Origin of the sequence: Chryseobacterium sp. Chry.R1 (genome assembly GCF_039645525.1) — a bacterium.
Classification (GTDB): domain Bacteria; phylum Bacteroidota; class Bacteroidia; order Flavobacteriales; family Weeksellaceae; genus Chryseobacterium; species Chryseobacterium proteolyticum.
In genome coordinates this window covers 986300-1011034 of sequence record NZ_CP151793.1, presented here as the reverse complement: position 1 = coordinate 1011034, position 24735 = coordinate 986300, and the positions used below count along the sequence as shown (strand labels likewise).

The following is a 24735-nucleotide window of genomic DNA, read 5'->3' as shown; positions in this document are numbered from 1 at the left end:
ACTTAAAATCCAAATTTATAAAACTCCTGCGTATCATGCTGTGATATATTGATAACAGGATTTACATGTGACTGAAGCTCTTCATCTGCCTTTTTTATATTGCTTTTGGAAGGTTCTCCAATTTGTCCGGTTTTAATGATGCTGATGCAATCTTTACCACCGATAGGACATGTTGCTTTGCTGTCTTCCAGTAAAACATAGCCATCAGGTGGAGAGTATTTTTCTTTTTCATAATAACCACTCCATTCAGTAACAACAGCTACACAGGGTGTATTGAGCTTTTTTTTGCATGAACCAAAGCTGTTTTTTTCAAAAGTAGATCCTATATCTTTATGTGTTGCAGCCAGTTTAGAGCTGCCATTAAGGTCATTGATGAAGAATTTTTGCTGTGTAAGTACCTTTAATGTATCGGGAGTAGTACCAAACTGACATTGGCACAAGGCTCCCTGTACTACTTTCTCTTTTAAAGACATATTAATGTAATTTGTGTGGTTTGTAAAATTAGTGTTTTTTATACAAATGGATTTTTACCAGTCATTTTCATATATGTTTTTATAAAATCCCCATTTGTTAGGTTCTGAAACTACAAGTCCGCCCGTAATAAAAGGGCTATCCTTACTTAGTTTCTTATCAGAATACTCTCCGTTATAGAGCTGAAACTGATTGTAGCTGATTCTTTTAATTAATTTTTTTTCCCCTGAATAATCCCTGGTTAAAACTTCAAAATACGCCCTGGTATGCATTGGAAAATGATGATATACATCCAAATCAAAGGTGACTTTAAGAGACATCCAATATGCATCTTGATTAAAAGCATTTGCCGGAATAAAATATAAGTCCGCAGGTATTTCTTCACTTTTGAATTCAATAATAAAAGAATGATAATCTGTCGGGATCTTTTGAATGGTCTGAATTCCGGGGAATCTTAGAGGATTCTGATAGGGAATTACAGCCAGAAATAATGCGGTTGATGTTTTTCTGGTGTCTCCATAATCAATGAATTTAGGGTGAAAAAAGAGATTCCAGAACCAGTCATAATGCAGGCCGTTCTCTAATTCTTTCTTATTTTCCATTTTATGGTCAACAGCGGATAAGAATTTCTCCAATGGGTGCCCCGAATACTTTTCAGATAATTTTAACTTCTCGTGGGACCATCGGGTTTTAATTTCATCAAAATTTGTAATTTCATTAGTGCCCGTTCCTTTTTCATTGATTTGGGTCTGGACAGGATATAGGGATTTCGAAATGGATTCAGCCAATAGCTCGCTAATGTTATCGGCTTGATGCTGATTAAAGTAGATGTTTTTTTTATCAATTGTCAGAAAACCTTTCCCGTATTCGAGGTTTAATTCAGTAGTAATTTCATAATCAACCCTTTTATCCAGCATTTCTTCATCATTTGAAAAATACTTTATTGAAACTCCATACTTTCTTGAGGGGAGCCCTAAAGGGTTTATTCTCAAAGTATTTAATCGTCTTAATATTTCTTTTTTTGATAATATAACATCCATAGCAAAAACATTTTAACCTATCAGACATGTGTTGTGTTGATCAAATTTAATGAATTGAATTGAAAAGACTTGAAAATTTAAGGAATTAAGGTAAGATCAAAAAAGAAAGATCTCCCAATTTCTTGAGAGATCTTCTGTGGGTCCTGAGGGATTCGAACCCCCGACCCTCTGGGTGTAAACCAGATGCTCTGAACCAACTGAGCTAAGAACCCGAATTTTTTTGAAAGGTTTCGTTTCCTTTTCTGTGGGTCCTGAGGGATTCGAACCCCCGACCCTCTGGGTGTAAACCAGATGCTCTGAACCAACTGAGCTAAGAACCCTCTATACTTGTTTTCTCGTTTAGAGTGGTGCAAATATACGACTTATCTGGAAATCTCCAAATTTTTTTCTAAAAATTCTCCTACTACAAAGTTGCTTCCGCCAATAAAAATCATTTCGCCATTTGTACATTCTTGTTTTGCAGATAAATACGCTTCCTGTACAGAATCAAAAATTTTATAAATTATTTTTGCATTGATAAGCAAATCTTCATAATCTTTCGGATGACGTCCTCTGTGAATCGATGGTTTTGCAAAATAGAATGTAGAATTTTCAGGTAATAAACTCATCACTTCATCTATTTTTTTATCATTGACAAAACCTAAAATGACATGTTTTTTACAGTCAATGGAATTAAGCTGCGAGAAGACCTGTTCCAGACCAGCTTGGTTGTGCGCTGTATCACAAATAGTAAGCGGGGTTTTTGAAAATTCAAACCACCTGCCGATAAATCCGGTATTCTCATGAACATGCAATAATCCGTCTGTAATGTTTTTCTCAGAAATTTCAACATTCAGTTTTAACAACTCATCAGTTAACGCTAAAACCACCCTGATGTTTTTCTGTTGATAGTTTCCCTTCAGATCCGAAGCGAAACCCGATGACAATGTGGTTGCATCGATAAATGTTGCATTATTTTGATCCGCTTTAGTACGGATGATATTTTTTACAACTTCATTTTCATCCCCGGATATAATAGGGATTCCGTTTTTGATAATACCTGCTTTTTCCCTGGCTATTTCTTCTATAGTATTTCCCAGGATATTCTGATGATCCAGCTGTACATTAGTAATAGCAGATACTAAAGGCCTTATAATATTGGTTGAGTCCAGTCTTCCTCCCAAACCTACCTCGATAATTGCAAAATCTACCTGCTGTTGATAAAAATATTCGAAAGCCATTATGGTGGTAAATTCAAAAAACGAAGGCAAAATATCGTTGGGTAATGTTTTTAATTTTGTGATGAAATCAAAAACGAATTCTTTGTTACAGTTTTTCCCGTTTACTTTGATACGCTCTGTGAAATCAATAAGGTGTGGAGAATTGTATATTCCAACTTTGTAGCCGGCTTCCTGAAGAATAGAAGCAAGCATATTGCTGGTTGAACCTTTACCATTGGTGCCTCCGATGTGAATACATTTTATTTTTTCCTGTGGATTGTCAAAAAATGCACATAGCTTGGTTATATTGTCAAGTCCAGGCTTATAAGCCTTCTCTCCGTCAATCTGATAGTTGGGTGCCTGCACGAAAAGCCAGTCAACGGCTTCCTGATATTCTTTGGTTGTCATGATGCAAAATTCTCAAAAGTTTTATTAAAATGAAACAATAATTTTTAAATGTGTAACTTTTTTATATTTGGTACGTCTAATATGGTAAAATCTTAATATGAAAAAAGTTTGGACTATCGTTTTCGGATTAACTTTCCTGGGTATGAATGCTCAGAAAAAATGGTCCTTAAGAGAATGTGTGGATTATGCTGTGAAGCATAACCTTCAGGTTATCCAAAATGAATACTCTAAACAAGTCCAGGATTCTAATCTTAAAATTGCTAAAAAAGGGTATTTACCTTCTTTATCAGCAAGTATAGGAAATACAGTCAGTTTTGGACAGACGTCATTCGGAACAGGAAGTCTTAGAAATGACAGATTCAGTAATAATGCCAGTCTGGGAGCTGATATCCTGGTTTATAATAATGGAAGACTGGAAAAAACTGTCAGAAAAACGCAGTTTGATGTAGAAGCAAGTCAATATGATATTGAAACCATAAAGAATGATATTTCATTGCAGATCGCACAGCAATATTTAACAACCTTACTTAAAAAAGAAATTATTAAAATTTCGCAAAGTGCTGTTGACAATGCTCAAAAACAATATGACAGGGCAAAAATCACTACCCAGGTAGGAACGACTGCTGAAACAGTGCTTGCAGAAGCTCAATCTGCATTGGCAAGAGAAAAACAAAATCTCAAAACAGCTGAAATTGACACCGGAAGAAGTCTATTTGCACTTGCTCAACTTTTACAATTGCAGGATTACAAAGATTTTGATGTTGAAGATGTAGTTGTCTCAGATGATCTGGCCCCACAATTAAAATCTGTGGATGAGGTTTTGAACACAGCATACGAAAATCAACCGCAAATAAAAGCAGCGGAAAGCAGAATAAGATCTGCGGAAGCTCAAACTGAAGTATCTAAAACAGCATACTGGCCTACGGTAACAGCAAGTGCAGGGATCGGTAGTTTTTACAATAACCTGCTTAATACCAATAATACCGGAAATGAATTGATTTATATCGCGGAACGAAACTTATTTCAGCAATATAAAGATAATTTCGGGCAACAGGCAGGCTTATCTATCAGCGTTCCTATTTTCAACAAGGGAATTACAAAACTTCAGGTAGAGCAGTCAAGAATTAATGAAAGTGCGGCAAAGAATACGTTAGAACAACAAAAACAGACGGTAAGACAAAATGTACAGAAAGCCCAGTTCGACGTAGAAGCTAATTATGAAGCTTATATTGCTGCTGTAGAAGCTGCAAAAAGCACAAAATTGTCATTGGATTTTGCAGATAAAAGTTATGCTGCAGGGCGGACTACTATTTTTGACCTGAACGTGGCAAGAAATAATTACGCTAATGCAGCGGGTTCAGTGGCGCAGGCTAAGTATAATTATCTTTTCAGTCTTAAATTGTTGAATTTCTATGCAGGAATTCCACTAAGTTTATAAAATGTCTATCCAGTCACTAGAAAAATATTTACCACAGAACACGCTTCAGTATTTAAAAATCTGGTTTTCAGATTACTATATCCATATAAAGATTACAAGAAACAGGAATTCAAAACTGGGAGATTACAGAAAGCTCCCGGATAATTCCCATGAAATTACAATCAATTCTACATTAGCGCCTCAACTGTTTTTCTTTGTTCTGACTCATGAGCTGGCCCATCTCATTGCTTTTGAAAATTATGGCAGAAGAATTTCTCCACATGGCAATGAGTGGAAAGATACTTTCAGACGAATGCTTCTTGAAAGTGTTGAGGTATATGAAGATGCTCTTAAGCCAATTATTGTAAAGTTTTCAAGATCTCCAAAGGCCAACTTTATGGCTAGTCCGGATCTGGTCAAATATTTCCATATTGAAAAACAAGATGATAAGCTTCAGTTTATAGAAGAGTTGCAGAAAGGAGATTATTTCATCTATAGAAACGAAAAGTATTTTTTAGAAGGTCTGATTAAAAAAAACTATCTTTGTAAGAACCTGGCTACTGGAAGGAAGTATTCTTTCAAACCTCTGGCAAGGGTAGAAAAATGTAGTTAAGCATGTCAAAATCAGATAAATACTGTGTTATCATGGCAGGTGGAATTGGTAGTAGATTCTGGCCTATGAGTACGCAGAAGTTTCCAAAACAATTTCAGGATATTTTAGGTGTTGGACGTACCATGATTCAACAGACGTATGACAGGATCAGTAAGGTTATTCCTGATGAGAATATATTTGTTATTACCAATAAGGAATATGTGAATCTTTCCCATCAGCAGCTCCCTGAAATTCCGGAAAAAAATATTGTTGGAGAACCTCTGATGAAGAATACCGCTGCCTGTAATTTGTATATGGCCAATAAAATAGCTGAAATTGCCCCTGATGCTACAATAATAGTTTTACCTGCAGATCACTTGATATTGAAGGAAAATATTTTCCTTGAGAAAGTTGAGTTGGCCTTTGATCTGGCTTCTAAAAATGATTATCTTGTTACATTGGGAATTACACCAACGAGACCAGATACTGGATATGGTTACATTCAGTTTGTAGACAAAAAGGACGCAGATTATTTTAAGGTTAAAACATTTACTGAAAAGCCAATACTTGAAATAGCACAGAGTTTCTTAGAGAGTGGTGATTTCCTTTGGAATGCCGGAATTTTCATCTGGAATGTGAAAAGTATTCATCGTGCCTTTGAAACTTACCTTCCTGAAATGACTCAGCATTTTATGGCATGTGAATATAATGGAGAGGCAGAGGATAATTGTATAGAACTTATTTACCCTAAAGTACAGAAAATATCTATTGATAATGGAATTCTTGAAAAGGCAAAAAATGTTTATGTAATACCTTCCGATCTGGGTTGGAGTGACTTAGGAACATGGACCTCGGTTTATGAAAATGCTGAAAAAGATGAGAACGAAAATACAGTAAAACTAAAATATCTTTTGGCATACAATTCCAAAGGAAATATCGTTCGTGTAAAAAGCAACAATAAAGCGGTAGTTATAGATGGATTAGAAAACTACATCATTGTAGATACGGATAAGGCTTTGCTTATTTGTCCCAGAGATAACGATCAGCTTATAAAAGATTATGTTCTGGATCTGAAAAACTTTAAAAAAGGGGAAAAATTTATGTAGTAATTCTCCATTATTAACCTCGGAACTATGAGAAAATTAATTTCAAGATGTATGGTAATTGCTTTTATTCTTTTAGGAATATCAGCTTATTCTCAGGCAAAAATAAAATTTTCGAGCATTCCTAATGTTTTGCAGGGAATAGAGCCTAACGATAAAATTGACTTTTGGGTGTTGAATTACAATACTTATGGAAAAGATCAGGAATTAAAAGTTTCAGGGACTAAAAAAGACTTTATTCCGCAGACATCAGGATTTGATTTATTTCCGGATGAAGATAGCTTTTATTACATCGTTTATTCCTCCGGTGGAAAAATTAATTACGTTACGGATCTTGATGCCTTAAAAAAGTTTGTCGGAAAGATAGATAATGTTCAGGAAGCAGCCATTTTAGCTACTGTGGATGGTTATATGATCGATGAAGAATTTAAGGATGTAGCAGGAAATTATTATGAAGATCAATCTAACTATTACCTGGATTTAGGAAAATTAACATCAAAGGAATGTCCTTATCAGAAAACCCATTTTACATTAACTGTAAATAAAGCTTCAGGAGCAGTTACTCAGGTAAAAGATAATGGGACTTATATAGAGCTTTATAATAAGAAATGTGCTAATAATCCAAGGCTTTTAAAAATCGAAAAAAAAGAAGAATCTAAAGATGAGTCTAAAAAATCACCCAAAAGAAGGTAATTTCTACGAAACAGAAAGACTTATCCTTCGTCCGATAACCGTGGATGACCGTGAGTTTATATTTGATCTTTACAACAGACCAAAGTTTATACAGTTTATTGGTGACCGTCATCTTAAGAATGTCTCCGATGCCGAAGCCTATATCAAAAACAGGTTTCTCTCTCAATTGGAACGGTTAGGATTTGGAAACTATCTTGTTATAACTAAAGAAGGAAATAATAAGGTGGGTGCAGTAGGAATTTTCGAGCGGGAAGGACTGGAAATATTAGATATAGGATTTTCTTTGTTGGATGAATTCGAAGGCAAAGGATATGCTTATGAAGCTGCCTTAAAAGTTAAATCTATCGGTATGGATGACTTCGGGTTAAAGAAAATATCTGCCATTACTTCTAAAGATAATTTTTCTTCTCAAAAGCTAATTGAAAAACTGGGATTGAAATTTCAAAAATACGTAAGTCTTCCAGGGGATAATGAAGAATTGAGATACTACGAAACCGAATAAAATTTCTTTAAAATAAATAGTACAAACCTTTAAACAGCCTTCCTAGTATGGACTTTGTTTAAAGGTTTGTTTTATTATATAATTTTATCCTTCTAAAATTTGTTCTGCTGCAGTCTTCGAGGTTACTTTATCGATAACTCTTGTGCAGATGCCTTTTTCATCAAAGATAAAAGTAGTTCTCACGATTCCCATATACGTTTTGCCAAAAGTCTTTTTCTCCTGCCAAACACCAAATTTTTCGATAACATCACGATTTTCATCCGCAATCAGATCATAAGGAAAAGCAAATTTACTATGAAAGTTTTTCTGTTTTTTTACAGAATCTCCACTGATACCTAAAAGTTGAAATCCTGCTTTTTTTAGCTGCGAATAATTATCACTCAGATTACATGCTTCCACAGTACAGGTTGGAGTGTTGGCTTGCGGATAAAAGAAGATAATTAGTTTTTTTCCAATGAGTTTAGATGAATTTATTATTTCTCCATCTTGATTGGTCCCTTCAAATTCGGGTAATTTGTCGCCTACTTTCAACATATTGTTTATTTTTGTTCAAATTTAGTGGTTACATGACAAAAAAGCAAAGAGCTGAGCTTGTTCAGCTTGAATTAGAAAAATTATATCCTGAAGTTCCTGTTCCGCTTGCGCACACCGATGCTTATACATTGATGGTCGCCGTCGCACTCTCAGCACAAACGACGGATAAAAAGGTGAATGAAGTAACACCACAACTTTTTAAAGTAGCGGGAACACCGGAAAAAATGGCGAAGCTCGAAGTTTCAGAGATCAAAGAACTTATCAAAGAGATCGGGCTGTCAAATACTAAAGCCAAAAACCTGAAAAGGATGGCGGAATTATTGCTTGAAAGGCATAATGGTATAGTGCCGCAAACTTATGAGGAGCTTGAGGCTTTACCAGGCGTAGGACACAAAACAGCTTCAGTGGTCATGAGCCAGGGATTCGGATTTCCTGCATTTCCTGTCGACACTCATATCCACAGATTAATGACCCAATGGAAGCTTACTTCAGGGAAAAATGTTGTGGAAACAGAAAAGGATGCCAAAAATATCTGGAAGGAGGATGTATGGAATAAACTTCATCTCCAGATCATTTTCTATGGAAGAGAATATTCTCCGGCACGGGGAAAAGGAGATAAAGATTTCATTACCAAGATGATGTTTGAAAAATAATCAGCTATCCAGTAATCTTCTGTGATAATTGATCTGTCCCAAATGATAGCTTAAATGTCCCATAAGATGAATCAGAAAATATCCGGTTGTCATTTTGTATCCCAATGGTTCAAAAGGATATTCGTTTTCTAGGTCAGCATCTGTAAGGTTATTTAAAGAGGAGTTTACAACTTCAAGAGTATTTTCAATTTGTCGAAGTAACTCTGCTCTTGGAATATCTTTTAAAGAAAATTCAAGTTCACGGTTTCTTATATATCCGGTATTTCCAAGGATAGCGCCTACGAAATGGCTCAGGTTTCCGACCAGATGAAGAGATAGGGTTCCTGCAGAATTAGCAATGTTTTTATCTGTTTTCCAAATAGATGCTTCATTATGGTAAGCTTCAATTTCTGCTTTTAGTTTATTTAAATCTCTGGCAAAGAGAGATTGTAAAGATTCAATTGTCATGTTTATAGTTTTGTCTGTTATTGATTGTGTCTTTGAAAGAAGGAATCATCAAGCTTCTTTGCAAAAAATTAATTACCATTAAACTTAAAAAAGGAGCAATTTTAATAAACTGCTCCATCAAAAATATTAATTTTTTATTTTTTTAAAAGATTACTTTTGCTTCTTCGCCCAAAGTTCCATTTTTCTGTTCAAAACATCAAGTGGAAGACAACCCTGGCTTAGAACTTCATCATGGAAATTGGCCAGATTAAATTTCTTTCCTAGCTGTTTCTGATACTGATCTCTCAACTCACGTATTCTTAAAGAACCGATTTTATATCCCAGCGCCTGTCCCGGCATTGCCATATATCTTTCCACTTCTGCAGTTGCTGCTGCTTCATCATAAGAGATATTGCTTAGAAAGTATTTAATTGCTTCCTCTCTGGTCATTTTTCCTGTGTGAAGCCCTGTATCCACAACCAATCTTACAGCTCTCAGCATCTGGTCGCTTAAATATCCCATTTTCTGATAAGGATCTGTATACAATCCAAACTCAGGACCTAATGTTTCACAATAATGCGCCCAGCCTTCTCCATAAGCTCCGAACCACCCGAATCTCATAAACTTAGGAAGCTTTGTGTTTTCCTGCTGAAGAGAAACCTGATAATGATGTCCTGGTATCGCTTCATGCAAGAAAAGGGATTCCATTCCGGAAGTTACATTGAATTTTGCCGGATCCGGAAGGGGAACATAAAAGATACCCGGTCTCTTACCGTCAGGAGTTCCGGGAGTATACTCAGCGCTTGCGGTGGCCTCTCTAAACTTTTCCGTCTGTCTGATCTCAAATTTTGTTTTCGGAGTTACATTAAACATGGTTTTCAGTTTCGGAGTTATTTTGGCTAAGATTCCGTTAAAACCAGCCAGAACTTCTTTTGACGTTTTGTAAGGCATCGCCTTAGGGTCTGTCTTTACAAATGTTATAAACTCTTCCAGACTTCCTGTGAATCCAACCTGCTGTTTTACCTTCTCCATTTCTGAACGAAGCATGGCCACCTGCTGAATACCGATTTTATTAATTTCTTCAGGAGACTTGTTGGTTGTTGTCCAGCTTTTTACATAATACTGGTAAATTTCGTTTCCTTTTGGTAAGCTGTTGTAACCATCTGTATCTCTGCCTTTAGGCAAGTATTCCTTTTCTAAAAAGTTACCCATTTTTGTGTAGGCAGGAATGATTTTTTTGAGAATAGCATCCTTGTAAAGTGTGGTGAACTTTTCTTTTTGTGCCTGGGTGAAATTCTTAGGGAATTTTTTGATAGGACCGTAAAATATATTTTTTTCAAAGTCCGGAGTAATGATTTCTTCCGCTTTCATCTGGGGAATCATCTTTACAATGAGCTTTTTAGGCAAAACTATTTTATTGCTAATTCCTTCTTTAAAATTTTCTATTGCAGTGTCCATCCACACCGGAAATTTATTCATTCTCTGCAACCAGTCCGCATAGTCTTTTTCTGTTTTAAAAGGCTGACTTCCTTCTCCACTGCCAAACAGGGGAAAGTTGAGGGGAAGTCCTGTAAACTGGCTGAATGGAATGTATTCCGGATGATACGCATAGGCTTCTATTTTGTCTTTTAAGGTATAATCCAGTACATCATAAACTACTTTATCATCATCAGAGAGATTTTTATAATCCACTTTATCTAATTGGTTCTGAATAGAATTATAAAAGGCAATTTCTCCTGAAATAAAATCTTTATCAATATTAATAGGTAATTGATCATTATACCTTGTGTCTCCTTGAGAAGTAGCATCAAGAGGATACAGCTTCAAATATTGTTCATAATAATTAGAAGCAATGGAGTCTAAATTCGTTGGAGTTACTTTCGTTAAAGGGGAGTCAGACTTTTTACACGCTGTCAGGCTTATCACCAATCCTAAGCTTAAAATACTTTTTGATAAAAAATTTTTCATTTCAGAATCTTTATGTAACAAAAGTAAGTATTATTGGAGGATCATAAAAAAGATAGGATCATGATTTTGGAAAAAATAATTTTCAAAATATTTTTCAAATTCAATCTATTTTTTATCTTTGCTTAAAACATTTAACAATCATATTATTACAGCTCTTTTTTAAGAAATAATGAAAGGGATTTTAAAAATTTACCATCCGGACGAAACGTTAAAATACAATATAAGAAGTACTTATTGCAAGGCTATTTATAGTAATCAACAACATTTCCTTGAAGTTGAAATCATAACGGATGATGGCTTGGATCATGTAGAAGATGATTCTTTACAATACAATTTTCCACAACTCTCACTAGAAGTTTTCGACTTTCCTATTGATTCTGCGGACCTTGAAGGAAAAACGATAAACATCAATGATTCTGAAGATGAAACCTTTACAGAGGTGGATTTGTTCGACGATGAAGATGCTTTTATCTACGATAATGAGCTGGTATTTGAAAAAAATGAAGAAGGCGAATTGGATCTGATCTGGAAGGGAACGATTGATGATTTTTACACAGGATCAGATACTCCGATTGCTTTTAGACTTAAATGTGAACTAAAACAGGATAATATTGAGGTAGACGAAGATTAAAAAATTTATCTTCCTCAATAATTTTATATTCAATTTCTTTTCAAAATTCTTTTTGGAAAGAAATTTGCTGTTTATGTGGCAATGGAAAATTTAAGTTGTTTTTAAGCATTTTTTAAGACATGAATTAATAATATTCCATTACTTTTGTCGTTTAAATTCATTATAAAATATTCACATTAATGCTGTTAACGGAACTTACTCAGATCTTATTTGCACAAATTGCAACACCCGCAGTTGCCACAGACAATTTAGAATTTTCATTTTGGAATATCATGTTCCATGGAGGAGCCTTCGCTAAAATAGTGATGGTGACCGTATTACTGCTTGGTGTGTTTTCAGTGTATCTGTTTTTTGAACGGTTTTTCTTTATTAAAAGATTGTCCTCAAAAACAGATTCCAATTTTATGAATAATATTGAAGACTTTATTAAAGAAGGTAAAATTGAATCAGCGGTAGATTATTGCAAAAGACAAAACTCACCGGAAGGCAGAATATTGGAAAAGGGGATTTCCAGATTGGGAAGACCTGTTTCAGATATTGTAAGTGCTATGGAATCCCAGGCTCAGGTTGAAGTAGCCAACATGGAAAAGAACCTTAATCTATTAGCAGTGGTGCCAAGTATTGCTCCGATGCTGGGACTTTTGGGGACGGTTATCGGGATGATATTGGCATTCTTCCATTTGTCACATGCAACAGGGTCTTTCTCTCCAAAAACGCTGTCAGAAGGTATTTATACTGCTTTGGGACAAACGGCTGTTGGTTTGGCGGTAGCGATTCCTGCTAACTTTTTTTACAATATCCTTTTAACAAGGATTGATAAATTTGTTTTGAGAGCTCAGAACATGTCTGGTGAATTTTTGGATCTTATCAACAAACCTTTATAAATCTTTCTAATGAAATCGCTGTAAAAAAATTCATTGTATAGACATATTAAGAGCGATTCCATCTGACCCGTAAAAATTTAGAATAAACAGATGAAAATTCAAAGAAGAAATAAAGCAAATCCGGAGTTTAGTTTGGCGGCGATGACTGATGTCATCTTGCTCATGCTGATCTTCTTTATGATAACATCTTCAGCGGCTAATCAAAGCGCTATTGACGTAAACTTGCCAAAGACAAGCACTGCTGATGATAATATACCGAATCCCCTTACAGTAACCATTAAGCCTGAGGGAACTTATTATATTGACGATAAGCCTGTAGCAAGGGAACAGCTTGAACAAACTATTGTCAATAATTTAACCAATCAAACGAATAAATCTTTTACGATTCGGGCAGACGAAAACACGTTGCATAAAGATGTTGTTTTTGCCATGGAAATTGCAGAGAAGCATAAATTCAATATTGCTCTTGCAACTGTTAAAGATAAATAACCGGAACTTAAGATCCTGGTAATTAGTGAAAAATGAAAAGTTATACTGTAAACAAAAATGAGGAAACCCGGGACCGGATAAAAAGTGGAATACTTTCTATCCTGGTATGGTCTGCAATCCTGCTTTTTGTTTTTCTATATAAATTAAAGCCAGAACAGAATAAGGAGCCTGAGGTTGTAACCACTATGTTGGTAAACTTTGGAGATAACCGGAATGGAAATGGTATCGAAGAACCGGCAGAACAGGAAGGAAGTTTAGCTGCAAAATCGGAAGAAGTTACTCCCGAACCTGTAGAAGCCGTTGTTCCTGAAACTAAAACCGTAGTAAAACCTGAACCCAAGACGGAAACTAAGAAATCTGAACCTAAAGATAAAGTAATCACCGGAAATAGTAAAAAAGCGAGCGTTCCGAAAAAAGAAGAATCAAAATCGAATAAAAAAGAAACGACAAGTTCATCCGCTTCGAAAAACACTAAAAAGACTTCCGGAGCCACAGCAAATTCTAAAACCGGAAATGGAGATGGAAAAGGGAATGCGGCAATCGGTAACCTGATAAAAGGAAGAGGAACAAAAGCGGGCAGTCAAGGAACGGGAACAGGTATAGGAAATGCAGGAGATCCTTTAGGCGGAGATGGAAATGGAGACAGTAAAGTAGGAATCGACAGAAAATTGATTGGCTACATCCCCGGAACAATGGGCAGAGGAGGAGCACAACCACAACACAACTGTACAGCCAGTGGATCCGTTACAGTTGCTTACACCGTTGATAAGGCCGGAAATGTAGTCTCTGCAAGAAGAGTAGGGGGAATATCGGATCCGTGTGTATCTTCAACCTCGGTAGCGTGGGTTAAAAAATATGTAAAAGCTGAAAAGGCCAGTACATCATCCACCGGGACCTATAAGATCACATTCTAAAAATACAAAAGCACTTTATTCAAGTGCTTTTTTTATTTCATTGATTCTGTTGATTATAGGAAGGGCAAAGATTCCACTTGTCTGAAGATACAGTTCATAAAAGGTTTTTGCTTTATCTTGAAAATCGCGGTTTTCTGTTTCCTTTCCTTTAAAATAAAAAAGGTTTCCAAGCATTTCATAATAGTCTTTATGATCCCTTTCCTGTCTTTCATTCACGATTTCTATGATTTCTTCCTTTGTCTTAGAAGAGATTGCCGTAAAATCTATTTTAAAAATATCCTTCATCAAAGAATCAAAATCCAATTCTTTCTGCATCAAACTTTCTTCAGGCTTGTCTAAAATAAGTTTTTCCAGGGCTTGTGTCAGTTGACGGATCAGGCGTAATGTAAATTCTTTATCTGTAATCATATTCTGGTTGCTTGTTTGTTTGGTTATTGAATGGTTATAAAATGATATATGCTACGCAAAAAATAAATAAGCCAGCGCAATTGAAGTGATAACACCTACTAAATCGGCCAGAAGCATTGCAATTACCGCATATCTTGTGTTTTTAACCGCTACGGCCCCGAAATAGACCGCAATTACATAAAACGTCGTATCTGAGCTTCCTTGCAGAACTGCTGCTAATTTGCCCTGAAAACTATCTGCTCCGAATGTGGACATGGTGTCCACCATCATTCCGCGTGCTCCCGACCCTGAAAGAGGTTTTATTAAAGCTGTGGGTAATCCGTCCACAAATCTTGCATCTAAACTGGCTGCATTGGCAACCCATTTCATTCCATCTATGATCACATCAAAAACCCCCGAGGTCCTGAGAAGAGAAATAGCGATCAACATTCCAACTAAATAGGGGATAATCTTAACACAAGTTGTAAATCCTTCTTTTGCGCCATCAATAAAGGCGTCAAATACATTGATCTTTTTATAAACTGCTCCAAGCACGATCGCTAAGAAAATAAACAAAATAAGGCCGTTACTTAGAACCTTGCTGAATGTATCCAGCTCATCTTTACTCAACCGGACAAGGTATAAAACCAAAAAACCTATAATTGCTGAAATTCCACCGACATATGCAATTACGATTGGACGAAGCAGATTGATCTTCTGGTAAAGAGAAACGATGATCATTGCTGCCAGTGTTGCGGTAAAAGTAGCAATCATACATGGAAGAAAGATATCCGTTGGCGTCTTTGAGCCCATGGAGGCTCTTATAGCAATGATAGAAACCGGGATCAGCGTCATTCCACCAGCATGAAGACACAGAAACATGATCTGGGAATTACTGGCGGTGTCTTTATTGGGGTTTAAGGTCTGTAAGCTTTCCATGGCCTTAAGTCCGAAAGGAGTGGCTGCGTTGTCAAGTCCCAGCAGGTTCGCACTAAAATTCATTAGCATATGGCCGAAAGCAGGATGATTTTTAGGAATTTCCGGGAAAAGTTTTGAAAAGAAAGGCTGAATAAGCCGGCTGAGCAAATTGATTCCACCTGCTTTTTCCGCAATACTCATAAAACCCATAAAAAGAGTCATGATGCCTATTAGCCCAATGCATATTTTAACTGCAGTTTCTGCCGTCCCAATGACCCCGTCAGCTTCCTGAACACGATATACCTTTACGTTTTGTTGTAATGAGTCTGTTTTATAATGAATTCTGTCTTCTGCAAAATCAGGTTTCTTCGTAAGGCTGTCCCTGATAATGGGAGAAAGCGTATTCATTTTTTTCGATGCGATCTGTACTGTATCTCCTGCTTTTCCTACTACCATATCATTGAAAATGGTATTATAATGACTTGAAGAGATATATTTTATGCTTGCAATGGCGATAGCAACGATAATAAAAGCGGACCAAATTCTGCTTAAAACCATTTGATTGAATTAATTGTTTAAACTTATCAAAAATACTTTAAACTACAAAGGACACAAAGGGGGCAATGTTTTTTTAGTTAAACCGGCTTATTCTTCAAGATATACAAGATGGCCCTCAAAATGGTCATCGAGGTTTTTAAGGACTTTTGCGTCGTCCATCTTTTTAACCAAAGCATCTATAAAAAAACTTTTTTCAAAAAACTGCCGGTGAATACCAGGAAGAATTTCCATAAAATAATCCATTCCGATCTTATTATTATGAAGGTCCATCTTGGTTTCCAAAGGTTTATTTGGAAATAATTCTTCGTGTAAATCTGTTATTTTTTTGCAGAAATCAAGAGCTTTTTGAGGTGAGGAGATCTTGGAACAATACATCAAGATAAAACAACACCATAATGCATGTCTGAAGGCATTGCCAATTCCATTATTTGAAGCTGTTTCAGGAAAACGAGCCTGTGCAATGGTGAAGGCTTTAACAGTCGCATAAAAACTCAATATGGAAAATAAAGGATGTGGCAGAACAAGAGATAAAAGACGGAGAATCTTTTTAAAACTCATGGCCCGAATGGTATTGAAAAATATTCTGAAGGTTCTCATAAATAAAAATCTCTCCCTAATCAGAGAGAGATTATATCGTATTTGTTACAAATTTTTAAGCATGTGTTGCTAATAAATTTACTGTTTTAGAGACCACATCTTTAATTTCTGTTCTCTTCACAATAAAGTCTACAAATCCTTTTTCCTGAAGGAATTCAGATGTCTGGAAGCCTTCTGGTAAATCTCTACCGATTGTTTCGCGAATTACCCTTGGTCCGGCAAAACCGATCAGTGCTCCAGGTTCAGCCATAATGATATCTGCTGTCATTGCAAAAGATGCAGTAATTCCTCCAAAAGTAGGATCACATAAATAAGCAATATACAGTAAGCCCGCTTCTGAAAGCTGTGCTAATTTAGCCTGTACTTTTGCCAACTGCATCAAAGAATAAGTTGCTTCCTGCATTCTTGCTCCTCCGGACTGACAAATGATCATATAGGGAAGTTTATGTGCGATACAATAATCTACAGCTCTTCTTATCTTTTCTCCCATTACAGATCCCAGAGATCCTCCGATGAAAGCAAAGTCCATACAAGAAACCACCATTTCAGTACCTTTCACTGTTCCTACAGCATTTCTGATAGAGTCTGTAAGTTTTGTTTTTGCTTTTACTTCTTTCAGACGATCAACATACGGCTTTGTATCTTTGAAGTTTAGGATGTCTATACTTTCAACATTAGCATCTAGTTCAGTGAATTTACCTTCATCAAAAAGGATATCAAAAAATTCTGCACTTCCTATTCTTACATGAAATCCATCTTCAGGAGAAACATAATTGTTTTTCCTTAGCTCTTCGTGTTCCACTATTTTTCCTGATGGAGTTTGGTGCCAAAGGCCCTTAGGAACATCCTTTTTTTCATCAGTAGAAGTGGTAATGTTTTTTGCTTTTCTTTTAAACCAGTCGAATGCCATTTTTGTTTGTATTAATGTATAAATGTAAAATGTATTAGTGCAAATCTATGAATACGTTTTACACTAATACAAATGTACAGTTCTTATTTTAAAGTATTTACGTTATTTAAATCTTCAAAAGCTTTAACCAATCTTGTAGAGAACGTTTCTTCACCTTTTCTTACCCAAACTCTTGGGTCATAGAATTTTTTGTTAGGTTTTTCTTCTCCCTCAGGGTTTCCGATTTGAGATCTTAAATAATCGATATTGTTAACCATATAATCTCTAACACCTTCTGTATAAGCGAACTGAAGATCCGTGTCAATATTCATTTTGATCACACCGTAATCAATTGCTTCTCTGATTTCTTCTAAAGTAGAACCAGAACCTCCGTGGAATACAAAGTTGACCGGTTTTGCAGCGGTTCCGAATTTTTCCTGAACAAATTTTTGAGAATTATCCAGAATTTTTGGTGTAAGAACAACGTTTCCAGGCTTGTAAACTCCATGTACGTTACCGAATGCCGCAGCAATAGTAAAGTTATCAGAAACAGCCTTTAGTTTTTCGTATGTGTAAGCTACATCTTCCGGTTGCGTATATAATTTTGCATTATCTACATCAGAGTTATCAACACCATCTTCTTCTCCTCCTGTAACACCGATTTCAACCTCCAGAGTCATCTGCATTTTTGCCATTCTTTCGAAATATTTAGCAGAAATTTCAATGTTTTCTTCTAAAGGCTCCTCAGAAAGGTCCAGCATATGGGAAGAATAAAGAGATTTTCCTGTTAGTCTGAAATACTCTTCATTAGCATCCATTAAACCGTCAATCCAAGGCAATAGTTTTTTTGCGCAGTGGTCTGTATGTAAGATTACAGTAGCTCCATAAGCTTCTGCCAAAGTGTGAATATGTCTAGCACCGGCAATTGCTCCTAAAATAGCAGACTTTTGTCCGTCGTTGCTTAATCCTTTTCCTGCGTTGAACGCAGCTCCACCATTTGAAAACTGAATAATAACAGGAGAGTTTAGTTTTGCTGCAGTTTCCATAACAGCATTTACGTTGCTGGAACCGATAACGTTTACAGCTGGTAACGCAAATTTATTTTCTTTAGCATACTGAAAAATATCAGTAACCAATTGACCTGTGGCAACTCCTGCCGGAAAAATTCTGCTCATGTTTTACTTTTTAAATAAATTATTAGGTGTTTGTAAAGTTGTTGTAAAGGTAATAAAATTTGCTTAAATGCTAATTTCTTTTGTCCCGCCCCCAAAGTAGTTTCTGGCGGATTGTTTCATAGAAACTTAAATTATTAGGCTGAACCAAAAGAATCTGGAAATCAGCCTTTTTTATAACGACTTCCTGATCAGTCTCTATATGTATTAGTCTTGAATCAAGTGAAAGAGAATATTGGGATACCCTGCTTTCTACCTTGAATTTTATCTCAACACGGTCATTCACTACCAATGGCCTTACATTCAGATTATGTGGCGCAATAGGAGTTATGACAAAGTTTTCGTTATTAGGAGAAATAATAGGCCCCCCACAACTCAATGAGTAGGCTGTAGAACCTGTAGGAGTGGAGACAATAACACCATCTCCCCAGAATACATTCAGAAATTCATCATTGATAAATGAATCTACGGTGATCATGGACGTTGTTTCTTTTCTTGAAACGGTGACGTCATTCAAAGCGTATGGAAAAAATTCTTCAGATCTTGGGGAAACCACTTCGATCACAGAGCGTCGGCTGGTTTTTACATCTCCTTTCAGAATTGCGTCAAGTTCTTTGAATGCTTCTTCCTTGGTAAAGCTGGCTAAAAAACCCAACCTTCCTGTATTTACTCCGACAATAGGAATTTCAAGATCTTCAATAAAGGTTAAAGAGTTGACTATCGTTCCGTCTCCTCCGAATGTGAAAAAAAGATCAACTTCTTTCTCTACAAGATCCTGTTTATTATTAAAGGTTTCGAAAATTTTTGAAAACTGAAGGGCTTCAGCCATTTCATCGTATAAAACAGATTTTACGCCCCTGCTCTCAAGCTCTGAAACGAATTTGCTTAAATATAAAAAAGTATCAAGATCTTTTTTTTGAGAATATATAGCTGCCTTCATGTTATATTTCTATAAATTTTTGGAAAAAGCCAAATCTGTCTTTAAACAGGTCTGTTTTTTCATCAGAGTAGAATTTTTCAACAATTCTATAATCATACCGGTCGAACGTGGCATCAATAGATGCAAGATTTTCATTGCTGATCTTTATGGTTACCCGAACCACTTCTTCCGACATAAAGCTGATAAATCCACCGTAGAATTTAGAATTGTTGCTTTCCACAATATTGGCAATTTCTGTCATGGAATATTTTCTTGCGGGAGCTTCTACAGTAAGTATAGCTCCTGATTCAGAAAACAAAGGATAGCGTGATAAATCCTGAAAGACATCTTCACACATGATATATCCTAAATATTTTTCTGTTTTATTGATGACCGGAATTACATTCGAATTGAAGGTATAAAATAAACGAATGCTGTCCATGATATTGTTATCCTCAAGAATAGCAAATCGTTCAACCTGGTGCTCCAGATCTTTTAATGTTCCTTCAGCGTCATAAAGAAACTCTCTGGCAATAGCTCCGTAAAAGTGATGGGATTTTTTAATGAAAACATGAGTATATCCAAAGTCTTCTAATGTACTTCTTGCTGATTCTATTGAGTCAGTCAGGCTAAAACATGGGAAATCCTTTGAGATATAATCCTTGATAAACATTGTGCTAATTTATAAAAAATTAAACGAAACTGTTTTGTAATATTCGTTTTTTTTTTCGTGAAAATGAAAAATCCGGGCCAAAAATTTGTTTGTAAATAAAAATAAAGTATCTTTGTCGCCTTTCATTTTTACTTTTTATTAGATTTATTTCAAACTGCACTGTCTATTGGACATATGCAGTTTTTTATTTTAAAGCCTTTGTAAACTCCCACATAACGAGTCCTCCGCATACACTTACATTCAATGAATGTTTTGTTCCTAGTTGAGGAATTTCCAGGAATACATCAATGTTTTCCAAAGCTTCATCACTTATTCCTTCTACCTCATTACCCAGTATCAAGGCATATTTTTTAGTCTTATCAATAGTAAAATCTGTGATCATAGTACTATTACTGGTTTGCTCTATGCCAATAATTTCAAACCCCTGACTTTTTAAATCCCGGATTGCTGTGTTGATATCATTTTCATATGCCCAGTCTACACTTTCTGTAGCTCCTAAAGCTGCTTTGTGAATTTCACGGTGGGGTGGTTGCGGAGTAATACCACAAAGAATTATTTTTTCAATCAGAAAAGCATCGGCTGTTCGGAACGTGGCTCCCACATTGTGCATACTTCTTACATTATCCAAAATGACGATCAAAGGAATTTTCTCAACCTTTTTAAATGTTTCAACATCTATTCTGTTGAGTTCTTCCAGTTTTAATTTATGTACCAATTATATTATTTTGTAGAGATTAATTTTCCGTCTTTATATATTTCTGTTTTTTCGATGCTTCCGTCTTCACGGTAATGAACGCGTGTTCCATTCCATTTATCGTTGGCGAACTCTGTTTCACGCTGAACTTTTCCTGATGGATAAAGCATTTTCCATTTTCCTGTGGCTATCCCGTTTTCGTAGTAGCCAATTTGTTTTACCGATTTTCCGTTCTCGTAAAAAACCTTGCTTTCACCATTCAGCTTTCCGAACTTATAATTTGAAATTTCGGTAATGTTGCCGGAGGGTGAATAAAACGTACCGGTAGAAGCATTGTCATAGACATTTTTTTCTCCGTTTCTGAAAACCTCTTTAGAAGTCAGGATACCATTTTTATCGTAGTATGCCCATTCTTTTATTTTGTAATCCTTTTTGTATTCTCCTTTTGCCTGAACTTTTCCATTTTCATAGTAAAAGATTGCATCACCATCCAGTTTTCCCTTTTTCCATTCAGCAATTTCTTTGACCTGTCCGTTTTCAAAAAACTGTTTACAGGTTCCTTCCTGTAGTCCGTCTTTAAATCCACATGGTTTTTGTGCTATTGCCAAAGAAGATGCAGAAAATAATAAAAGAAAAATGTATTTCATAGATTTTTTTATTTCAAAAATAGTAAAATAGTTATATTTGATTAAAAAATATGACATGAAAAATTTACTTGTATTCGGGATGCTAACCTCTGCTTTTATACTATCAAAAGCTCAGAATACATATTATCCACAGGCCTTCTTTGATAAAAAACTGGCTCAAAACATGATCGGTTTTGGAAATTCTACCATTGAAGGAGTGGCATCTACCAAACAAAAAAACAACTGGGGAATCAAACCTTTACTGGGGGAAAAACATTATGCACCAAAAGGAACCGTTGTTATGCTTTTTCCTGTAACCCCTTATTTTGAAGAATTTTATAAGATGAGGAAAAAGTATGAGAATAAGAAAACAACCGTCTACATGTCTGATGAAGCTTTTAAATACAGAATAGAGGCTCTGACTGATGATCATGGCAGATTTAAATTTGAAAAATTAAAACCGGGTAATTATTATCTCGAGACGATTGTGAATTTTACTGCAACGGCAAGTTATCAGCAGCAAACAGGACAGTCGGATGCTTATAATGCTTACGGAGGATACCTTTATTCAACACCTATATACCAGACTTTTTTCTATAACTATTCGTCGGCAAATCGCGAAAGTAAATTTGTAGAAATCAAGCAAGATGGCGAACTAAAAGAAATCAACCTCTAAAGGTTGATTTTATTTTTTAATCCCATGATCTGATGGACATTTTTTTCAATATTCTGAGCAATGGTTTCCATCGGAATATCATTTTCATCATTATTGAAAGGGTCCTCAATTTCTTCGGCAATAAGTTCCAGACTCATTAAGACATAATACACGAATACAGTCAAAGGAATCATAAATAAACCAATGCTGATAACATATGCTACAGGCAAAGCCAATACATATAAAATAATGAATTTCTTTACAAAAGACGAATAAGAATAAGGAATAGGTGTATTTTTGATTCTTTCGCAACCTCCGCAAATATCCAGAAACCCTGAAAGCTGAGTGTCCAGATATACCATTTCTACATCTGTAATTTTACCTTCCTTTTTTAGCTGATTTAATTTATGGCTGAGTAATATTACAATTTCACTGGGGCCATGATGCTTAAGGGATTTTTCGATCTCAGAATAATCTTCATCCAATGCAAGTCTTGTAGATTCCTTAGAAAGGTGCTTGGCGAGAAAATGAGGAAAGAACTTCAAGTATCTTGCCACATGTTCTGCGCTATGTCTGTCATTGTCAAGGATTAAATTGAGCTTTATGGCAATATTCCGGGTATCATTCACCAGTTTTCCCCATAACTTTCTTCCTTCCCACCATCTGTCATAAGCCGTATTCGTCCGGAATACCAATAGTAAAGAAAGCACAAACCCTAATAATGAATGGATCATACCTACATTGCTTACCGCAGATTTTGACGTGAGATGAAGATACTCCACCTCAAGATATTCGATTCCGTAAGAATATACTCCCACCAATAGCATTGTTGGAAATAGGATCTTTAGGGTATCGCTTTTATGTAGGCTGAAAAGTATTTTCAGGAAATGTTTTGTATTATAAACTCTCATAAATTAGGTTGATCTTACAAAGATAAATTTTTTCATTTTATACTTTCTTTACGGAAACCCGTAATGAGGTCTTCTTCGAGCTTATTTTCTTTGTAAAAAAACTAAAAAATGGGATATTACAGAAAAGGGCACTATAAAAGAGATGGTACCTGGGTAAGCGGACATTATGTAAATAAATACAGCAGAAAGAAATTTCAGAACGGGCCGGGCGGATGTGCTCTTATCTTTTTTGGAGGAATTATTTCCGTGTTGGTATATCTTTTTTCCTGATTTTTAATTGATAATATTCAAAGAATAAGAAAATGTGAAAGGTAAAGTTTTTATAAATTTCAAAAAAACATTACTTTTATTTCGCATTAAATCAATTATGGATGATTCTAGAAAAAGTAGATGTTGTCAACGATATCAGTAAAGAAGATTTTCAGAAAAATTATTTCAAAAAAAAGAAGCCCGTTCTGATCAAAAATTTTGCAAGACGTTGGGATGCATTTGATTTGTGGAACCTTGCTTACATTCGTGAAAAAGCAGGGGAGCAGGAAGTTCCGTTATATGATAACAAACCTGCTAATGCTTCTAAAAGCTCAGATGCTCCTGTTACCCATATGAAAATGAAGGATTATATCGATACGATTAAAAGTAAACCTTCAGACCTTCGTATTTTTTTCTATATCATTACCGACAGGCTTCCGGAGTTATTAAAGAACTTTATTTATCCTGATCTTGGAATGAAGTTTTTTAAAAGACTTCCAACCTTATTTTTTGGAGGAAGTGAGGCTCATGTTTTAATGCATTATGATGTGGATTTAGGAGATTTTATGCACATTCATTTTGAAGGAAAAAAAAGGATACTGCTTTTTGATCAGGAACAATCTGCCTTTCTGTATAAAGTACCATTATCGGTTCATACTGTTTATGATGTAGATTATGAAAATCCTGATTATGAAAAGTTTCCAGCCTTGAAATATGCAAAAGGATATGAAATCTTCATGGAGCACGGAGATGCACTCTTTATTCCGGGAGCATTCTGGCATTTCAACAGGTATCTTGAGCCGGGGTTTTCGTTATCGCTACGCGCACTCCCCAACAAGCCTAAAGTTTTTGCCAGTATGCTTTATCATGTATTTATCATGAGGTATACCGATAAGCTTTTGAGAAAAGTTTTTAAAGCAAAATGGGTAAACTATAAACAAAAATGGGCATACGAAAAAAGTACTGAAGCATTAGAAAGACATCTGAGAAAAGGCCGGTAGAATACTCTTTTATTTTCTGTCTTTTAAAAGGCCAAAAATAGTAGCATCTACAAACTTGCCCTTTTCAAAAAAGAAATCGCGCATGGTCCCTTCTTTTTGAAAACCAGCTGAAAACAAAAGTTTTTCAGAAGAGATATTAGCAGGATCTATAAAAGCTTCTATTCGGTGAAGATTCATTTTTTCGAATCCGAAAGATAAAATAGGTTGTACCGCTTCTTTCATATAGGCTTTTTGCCAATATTCAGGATGCAGTTCATATCCTATTTCCGCCTTAAAATGTTCGTGAAACCAATTGTGATAGCCACAGGTTCCTATAACCTTATTTTCGCCTTTCAGCTCAATAGCCCATCTAAATCCCTTATTATTTTCGAAATCGTTATTAAATGTGTCAATTAGTTTTTCGGCCTCTTCCAATTCTGTAAAAGTTGCCAGATCATAATATTCCATCACAATATCCAAAGAAAAATATTCAAATAAATCTTTAGCATCATTCCGGGTAAGTTGTCGTAAAATTAATCTGTCTGTTTCTAATATTGGAAAATCCATTACTTAATTTTATCGA

At 35.6% G+C, this 24735-nt stretch carries 30 protein-coding genes and 2 tRNA genes; 13 read left to right on the top strand and 19 right to left on the bottom strand.

Going from position 1 to position 24735, the window contains the following annotated elements:
- Nucleotides 1-2: 2 nt before the first annotated feature.
- From AAEU33_RS04775 to AAEU33_RS04755, 5 genes are all read right to left on the bottom strand, one after another.
- Nucleotides 3-473, bottom strand: a complete 471-nt coding sequence (locus AAEU33_RS04775) for a DUF4280 domain-containing protein (protein WP_273650284.1) — start codon at nt 471-473, stop codon at nt 3-5.
- 54 nt (nt 474-527) lie between these two features.
- Nucleotides 528-1511 (bottom strand): hypothetical protein, encoded by a 984-nt coding sequence (locus AAEU33_RS04770; RefSeq protein ID WP_345991117.1) that lies wholly within the window; start codon nt 1509-1511, stop codon nt 528-530.
- Between the two features lie 137 nt (nt 1512-1648).
- A tRNA-Val gene (locus tag AAEU33_RS04765) sits at nt 1649-1723 on the bottom strand.
- 33 nt (nt 1724-1756) lie between these two features.
- A tRNA-Val gene (locus tag AAEU33_RS04760) sits at nt 1757-1831 on the bottom strand.
- Nucleotides 1832-1873: 42 nt separating this feature from the next.
- Nucleotides 1874-3118, bottom strand: a complete 1245-nt coding sequence (locus AAEU33_RS04755) for a folylpolyglutamate synthase/dihydrofolate synthase family protein (RefSeq protein WP_345991115.1) — start codon at nt 3116-3118, stop codon at nt 1874-1876.
- Nucleotides 3119-3215: 97 nt separating this feature from the next.
- Between AAEU33_RS04755 and AAEU33_RS04750 the strand changes: the two genes are divergently transcribed.
- The 5 genes from AAEU33_RS04750 to AAEU33_RS04730 are packed head-to-tail and all read left to right on the top strand — an operon-like array spanning nt 3216 to nt 7425.
- A complete protein-coding gene (locus AAEU33_RS04750) occupies nt 3216-4556 on the top strand; it encodes a TolC family protein (RefSeq protein ID WP_172281792.1) in 1341 nt (446 codons plus the stop codon).
- A 1-nt stretch (nt 4557) separates the two neighbouring features.
- Complete coding sequence (locus tag AAEU33_RS04745) at nt 4558-5148, top strand: SprT-like domain-containing protein (protein ID WP_345991113.1); 591 nt, start codon at nt 4558-4560, stop codon at nt 5146-5148.
- Between the two features lie 2 nt (nt 5149-5150).
- Nucleotides 5151-6233: a mannose-1-phosphate guanylyltransferase gene (locus tag AAEU33_RS04740; RefSeq protein ID WP_345991111.1), complete on the top strand. Its 1083-nt coding sequence runs from the start codon at nt 5151-5153 to the stop codon at nt 6231-6233.
- Between the two features lie 27 nt (nt 6234-6260).
- Nucleotides 6261-6923 (top strand): hypothetical protein, encoded by a 663-nt coding sequence (locus AAEU33_RS04735; protein ID WP_273650290.1) that lies wholly within the window; start codon nt 6261-6263, stop codon nt 6921-6923.
- Nucleotides 6892-7425, top strand: a complete 534-nt coding sequence (locus AAEU33_RS04730; RefSeq protein WP_345991109.1) for a GNAT family N-acetyltransferase — start codon at nt 6892-6894, stop codon at nt 7423-7425. Before AAEU33_RS04735 ends, AAEU33_RS04730 begins: the two co-directional genes overlap by 32 nt.
- An 84-nt stretch (nt 7426-7509) precedes the next feature.
- Here the strand turns inward: AAEU33_RS04730 and bcp are convergent, their stop codons facing one another.
- Entirely contained in the window at nt 7510-7959 is a 450-nt protein-coding gene (gene bcp / locus AAEU33_RS04725) for a thioredoxin-dependent thiol peroxidase (protein ID WP_345991107.1), read from the bottom strand.
- A 32-nt stretch (nt 7960-7991) separates the two neighbouring features.
- Here bcp and nth point away from each other — a divergent pair, with 32 nt between their 5' ends.
- A complete protein-coding gene (gene nth / locus AAEU33_RS04720; protein ID WP_172281801.1) occupies nt 7992-8612 on the top strand; it encodes an endonuclease III in 621 nt (206 codons plus the stop codon).
- Here nth and AAEU33_RS04715 read toward each other — a convergent pair whose 3' ends face one another.
- Complete coding sequence (locus tag AAEU33_RS04715) at nt 8613-9059, bottom strand: DinB family protein (RefSeq protein ID WP_172281802.1); 447 nt, start codon at nt 9057-9059, stop codon at nt 8613-8615.
- Nucleotides 9060-9209: 150 nt separating this feature from the next.
- Complete coding sequence (locus tag AAEU33_RS04710) at nt 9210-11006, bottom strand: DUF885 domain-containing protein (RefSeq protein WP_345991105.1); 1797 nt, start codon at nt 11004-11006, stop codon at nt 9210-9212.
- A 169-nt stretch (nt 11007-11175) separates the two neighbouring features.
- Between AAEU33_RS04710 and AAEU33_RS04705 the strand changes: the two genes are divergently transcribed.
- The 4 genes from AAEU33_RS04705 to AAEU33_RS04690 all read left to right on the top strand — a co-directional run bounded on the left by AAEU33_RS04705 (nt 11176) and on the right by AAEU33_RS04690 (nt 13924).
- Complete coding sequence (locus AAEU33_RS04705) at nt 11176-11637, top strand: hypothetical protein (RefSeq protein ID WP_172281806.1); 462 nt, start codon at nt 11176-11178, stop codon at nt 11635-11637.
- A 179-nt stretch (nt 11638-11816) separates the two neighbouring features.
- Complete coding sequence (locus AAEU33_RS04700; protein WP_172281808.1) at nt 11817-12521, top strand: MotA/TolQ/ExbB proton channel family protein; 705 nt, start codon at nt 11817-11819, stop codon at nt 12519-12521.
- Nucleotides 12522-12611: 90 nt separating this feature from the next.
- Entirely contained in the window at nt 12612-13010 is a 399-nt protein-coding gene (locus AAEU33_RS04695) for a biopolymer transporter ExbD (RefSeq protein WP_345991103.1), read from the top strand.
- A gap of 32 nt (nt 13011-13042) precedes the next feature.
- The gene (locus AAEU33_RS04690) at nt 13043-13924 is read left to right on the top strand and encodes a ferric siderophore ABC transporter substrate-binding protein (RefSeq protein WP_345991101.1); all 882 of its coding nucleotides are present in this window, start codon (nt 13043-13045) and stop codon (nt 13922-13924) included.
- A 15-nt stretch (nt 13925-13939) separates the two neighbouring features.
- Here the strand turns inward: AAEU33_RS04690 and AAEU33_RS04685 are convergent, their stop codons facing one another.
- From AAEU33_RS04685 to AAEU33_RS04645, 9 genes are all read right to left on the bottom strand, one after another.
- On the bottom strand, nt 13940-14332 hold the full coding sequence (locus AAEU33_RS04685) for a hypothetical protein (protein ID WP_172281814.1): 393 nt from the start codon (nt 14330-14332) through the stop codon (nt 13940-13942).
- A gap of 51 nt (nt 14333-14383) precedes the next feature.
- Nucleotides 14384-15787, bottom strand: a complete 1404-nt coding sequence (locus tag AAEU33_RS04680; protein WP_345991099.1) for a nucleoside recognition domain-containing protein — start codon at nt 15785-15787, stop codon at nt 14384-14386.
- 87 nt (nt 15788-15874) lie between these two features.
- Nucleotides 15875-16384 carry a hypothetical protein gene (locus AAEU33_RS04675; RefSeq protein WP_345991097.1) on the bottom strand — a complete coding sequence of 170 codons (510 nt, stop codon included), beginning with the start codon at nt 16382-16384 and terminating at the stop codon, nt 15875-15877.
- Between the two features lie 55 nt (nt 16385-16439).
- Nucleotides 16440-17294 carry an acetyl-CoA carboxylase, carboxyltransferase subunit beta gene (gene accD, locus AAEU33_RS04670; RefSeq protein WP_172281820.1) on the bottom strand — a complete coding sequence of 285 codons (855 nt, stop codon included), beginning with the start codon at nt 17292-17294 and terminating at the stop codon, nt 16440-16442.
- 83 nt (nt 17295-17377) lie between these two features.
- Entirely contained in the window at nt 17378-18448 is a 1071-nt protein-coding gene (fbaA, locus tag AAEU33_RS04665) for a class II fructose-bisphosphate aldolase (protein ID WP_172281822.1), read from the bottom strand.
- Between the two features lie 70 nt (nt 18449-18518).
- On the bottom strand, nt 18519-19385 hold the full coding sequence (locus AAEU33_RS04660) for an NAD kinase (RefSeq protein ID WP_273650299.1): 867 nt from the start codon (nt 19383-19385) through the stop codon (nt 18519-18521).
- Between the two features lies 1 nt (nt 19386).
- Nucleotides 19387-20037, bottom strand: coding sequence for a CBS domain-containing protein (locus AAEU33_RS04655; RefSeq protein ID WP_172281826.1), 651 nt, complete (start codon nt 20035-20037; stop codon nt 19387-19389).
- 184 nt (nt 20038-20221) lie between these two features.
- Nucleotides 20222-20752: an RNA methyltransferase gene (locus AAEU33_RS04650; RefSeq protein WP_172281828.1), complete on the bottom strand. Its 531-nt coding sequence runs from the start codon at nt 20750-20752 to the stop codon at nt 20222-20224.
- Nucleotides 20753-20757: 5 nt separating this feature from the next.
- Nucleotides 20758-21378 carry a toxin-antitoxin system YwqK family antitoxin gene (locus AAEU33_RS04645; protein WP_345991094.1) on the bottom strand — a complete coding sequence of 207 codons (621 nt, stop codon included), beginning with the start codon at nt 21376-21378 and terminating at the stop codon, nt 20758-20760.
- Nucleotides 21379-21433: 55 nt separating this feature from the next.
- Between AAEU33_RS04645 and AAEU33_RS04640 the strand changes: the two genes are divergently transcribed.
- On the top strand, nt 21434-22033 hold the full coding sequence (locus AAEU33_RS04640; protein WP_172281832.1) for a hypothetical protein: 600 nt from the start codon (nt 21434-21436) through the stop codon (nt 22031-22033).
- Here AAEU33_RS04640 and AAEU33_RS04635 read toward each other — a convergent pair.
- Nucleotides 22030-22923 carry a bestrophin family ion channel gene (locus AAEU33_RS04635; protein WP_345991092.1) on the bottom strand — a complete coding sequence of 298 codons (894 nt, stop codon included), beginning with the start codon at nt 22921-22923 and terminating at the stop codon, nt 22030-22032. The two genes, AAEU33_RS04640 and AAEU33_RS04635, sit on opposite strands and share 4 nt — an antisense overlap.
- Nucleotides 22924-23031: 108 nt before the next feature.
- On the opposite strand from AAEU33_RS04635, the gene AAEU33_RS04630 reads away from it, so the two are divergent.
- Together AAEU33_RS04630 and AAEU33_RS04625 are read left to right on the top strand one after the other, a co-directional pair.
- Complete coding sequence (locus tag AAEU33_RS04630) at nt 23032-23193, top strand: hypothetical protein (protein WP_273650301.1); 162 nt, start codon at nt 23032-23034, stop codon at nt 23191-23193.
- 101 nt (nt 23194-23294) lie between these two features.
- Nucleotides 23295-24173, top strand: a complete 879-nt coding sequence (locus AAEU33_RS04625) for a cupin-like domain-containing protein (protein ID WP_345991090.1) — start codon at nt 23295-23297, stop codon at nt 24171-24173.
- 9 nt (nt 24174-24182) lie between these two features.
- Here the strand turns inward: AAEU33_RS04625 and AAEU33_RS04620 are convergent, their stop codons facing one another.
- The gene (locus AAEU33_RS04620; protein WP_345991088.1) at nt 24183-24719 is read right to left on the bottom strand and encodes a GNAT family N-acetyltransferase; all 537 of its coding nucleotides are present in this window, start codon (nt 24717-24719) and stop codon (nt 24183-24185) included.
- Nucleotides 24720-24735: the final 16 nt, after the last annotated feature.

Coding starts and splice junctions, on each gene's coding strand:
- AAEU33_RS04685 (WP_172281814.1), bottom strand. CDS start 14,332: ATGATTACAGATAAAGAATTTACATTACGCCTGATCCGTCAACTGACA.
- bcp (WP_345991107.1), bottom strand. CDS start 7,959: ATGTTGAAAGTAGGCGACAAATTACCCGAATTTGAAGGGACCAATCAA.
- fbaA (WP_172281822.1), bottom strand. CDS start 18,448: ATGAGCAGAATTTTTCCGGCAGGAGTTGCCACAGGTCAATTGGTTACT.
- AAEU33_RS04710 (WP_345991105.1), bottom strand. CDS start 11,006: ATGAAAAATTTTTTATCAAAAAGTATTTTAAGCTTAGGATTGGTGATA.
- accD (WP_172281820.1), bottom strand. CDS start 17,294: ATGGCATTCGACTGGTTTAAAAGAAAAGCAAAAAACATTACCACTTCT.
- AAEU33_RS04690 (WP_345991101.1), top strand. CDS start 13,043: ATGAAAAGTTATACTGTAAACAAAAATGAGGAAACCCGGGACCGGATA.
- AAEU33_RS04655 (WP_172281826.1), bottom strand. CDS start 20,037: ATGTTTATCAAGGATTATATCTCAAAGGATTTCCCATGTTTTAGCCTG.
- AAEU33_RS04645 (WP_345991094.1), bottom strand. CDS start 21,378: ATGAAATACATTTTTCTTTTATTATTTTCTGCATCTTCTTTGGCAATA.
- AAEU33_RS04635 (WP_345991092.1), bottom strand. CDS start 22,923: ATGAGAGTTTATAATACAAAACATTTCCTGAAAATACTTTTCAGCCTA.
- AAEU33_RS04705 (WP_172281806.1), top strand. CDS start 11,176: ATGAAAGGGATTTTAAAAATTTACCATCCGGACGAAACGTTAAAATAC.
- AAEU33_RS04740 (WP_345991111.1), top strand. CDS start 5,151: ATGTCAAAATCAGATAAATACTGTGTTATCATGGCAGGTGGAATTGGT.
- AAEU33_RS04735 (WP_273650290.1), top strand. CDS start 6,261: ATGAGAAAATTAATTTCAAGATGTATGGTAATTGCTTTTATTCTTTTA.
- AAEU33_RS04750 (WP_172281792.1), top strand. CDS start 3,216: ATGAAAAAAGTTTGGACTATCGTTTTCGGATTAACTTTCCTGGGTATG.
- AAEU33_RS04620 (WP_345991088.1), bottom strand. CDS start 24,719: ATGGATTTTCCAATATTAGAAACAGACAGATTAATTTTACGACAACTT.
- AAEU33_RS04625 (WP_345991090.1), top strand. CDS start 23,295: ATGATTCTAGAAAAAGTAGATGTTGTCAACGATATCAGTAAAGAAGAT.
- AAEU33_RS04695 (WP_345991103.1), top strand. CDS start 12,612: ATGAAAATTCAAAGAAGAAATAAAGCAAATCCGGAGTTTAGTTTGGCG.
- AAEU33_RS04730 (WP_345991109.1), top strand. CDS start 6,892: ATGAGTCTAAAAAATCACCCAAAAGAAGGTAATTTCTACGAAACAGAA.
- AAEU33_RS04745 (WP_345991113.1), top strand. CDS start 4,558: ATGTCTATCCAGTCACTAGAAAAATATTTACCACAGAACACGCTTCAG.
- AAEU33_RS04775 (WP_273650284.1), bottom strand. CDS start 473: ATGTCTTTAAAAGAGAAAGTAGTACAGGGAGCCTTGTGCCAATGTCAG.
- AAEU33_RS04660 (WP_273650299.1), bottom strand. CDS start 19,385: ATGAAGGCAGCTATATATTCTCAAAAAAAAGATCTTGATACTTTTTTA.
- AAEU33_RS04770 (WP_345991117.1), bottom strand. CDS start 1,511: ATGGATGTTATATTATCAAAAAAAGAAATATTAAGACGATTAAATACT.
- AAEU33_RS04630 (WP_273650301.1), top strand. CDS start 23,032: ATGGGATATTACAGAAAAGGGCACTATAAAAGAGATGGTACCTGGGTA.
- AAEU33_RS04755 (WP_345991115.1), bottom strand. CDS start 3,118: ATGACAACCAAAGAATATCAGGAAGCCGTTGACTGGCTTTTCGTGCAG.
- AAEU33_RS04675 (WP_345991097.1), bottom strand. CDS start 16,384: ATGAGAACCTTCAGAATATTTTTCAATACCATTCGGGCCATGAGTTTT.
- nth (WP_172281801.1), top strand. CDS start 7,992: ATGACAAAAAAGCAAAGAGCTGAGCTTGTTCAGCTTGAATTAGAAAAA.
- AAEU33_RS04680 (WP_345991099.1), bottom strand. CDS start 15,787: ATGGTTTTAAGCAGAATTTGGTCCGCTTTTATTATCGTTGCTATCGCC.
- AAEU33_RS04700 (WP_172281808.1), top strand. CDS start 11,817: ATGCTGTTAACGGAACTTACTCAGATCTTATTTGCACAAATTGCAACA.
- AAEU33_RS04640 (WP_172281832.1), top strand. CDS start 21,434: ATGAAAAATTTACTTGTATTCGGGATGCTAACCTCTGCTTTTATACTA.
- AAEU33_RS04715 (WP_172281802.1), bottom strand. CDS start 9,059: ATGACAATTGAATCTTTACAATCTCTCTTTGCCAGAGATTTAAATAAA.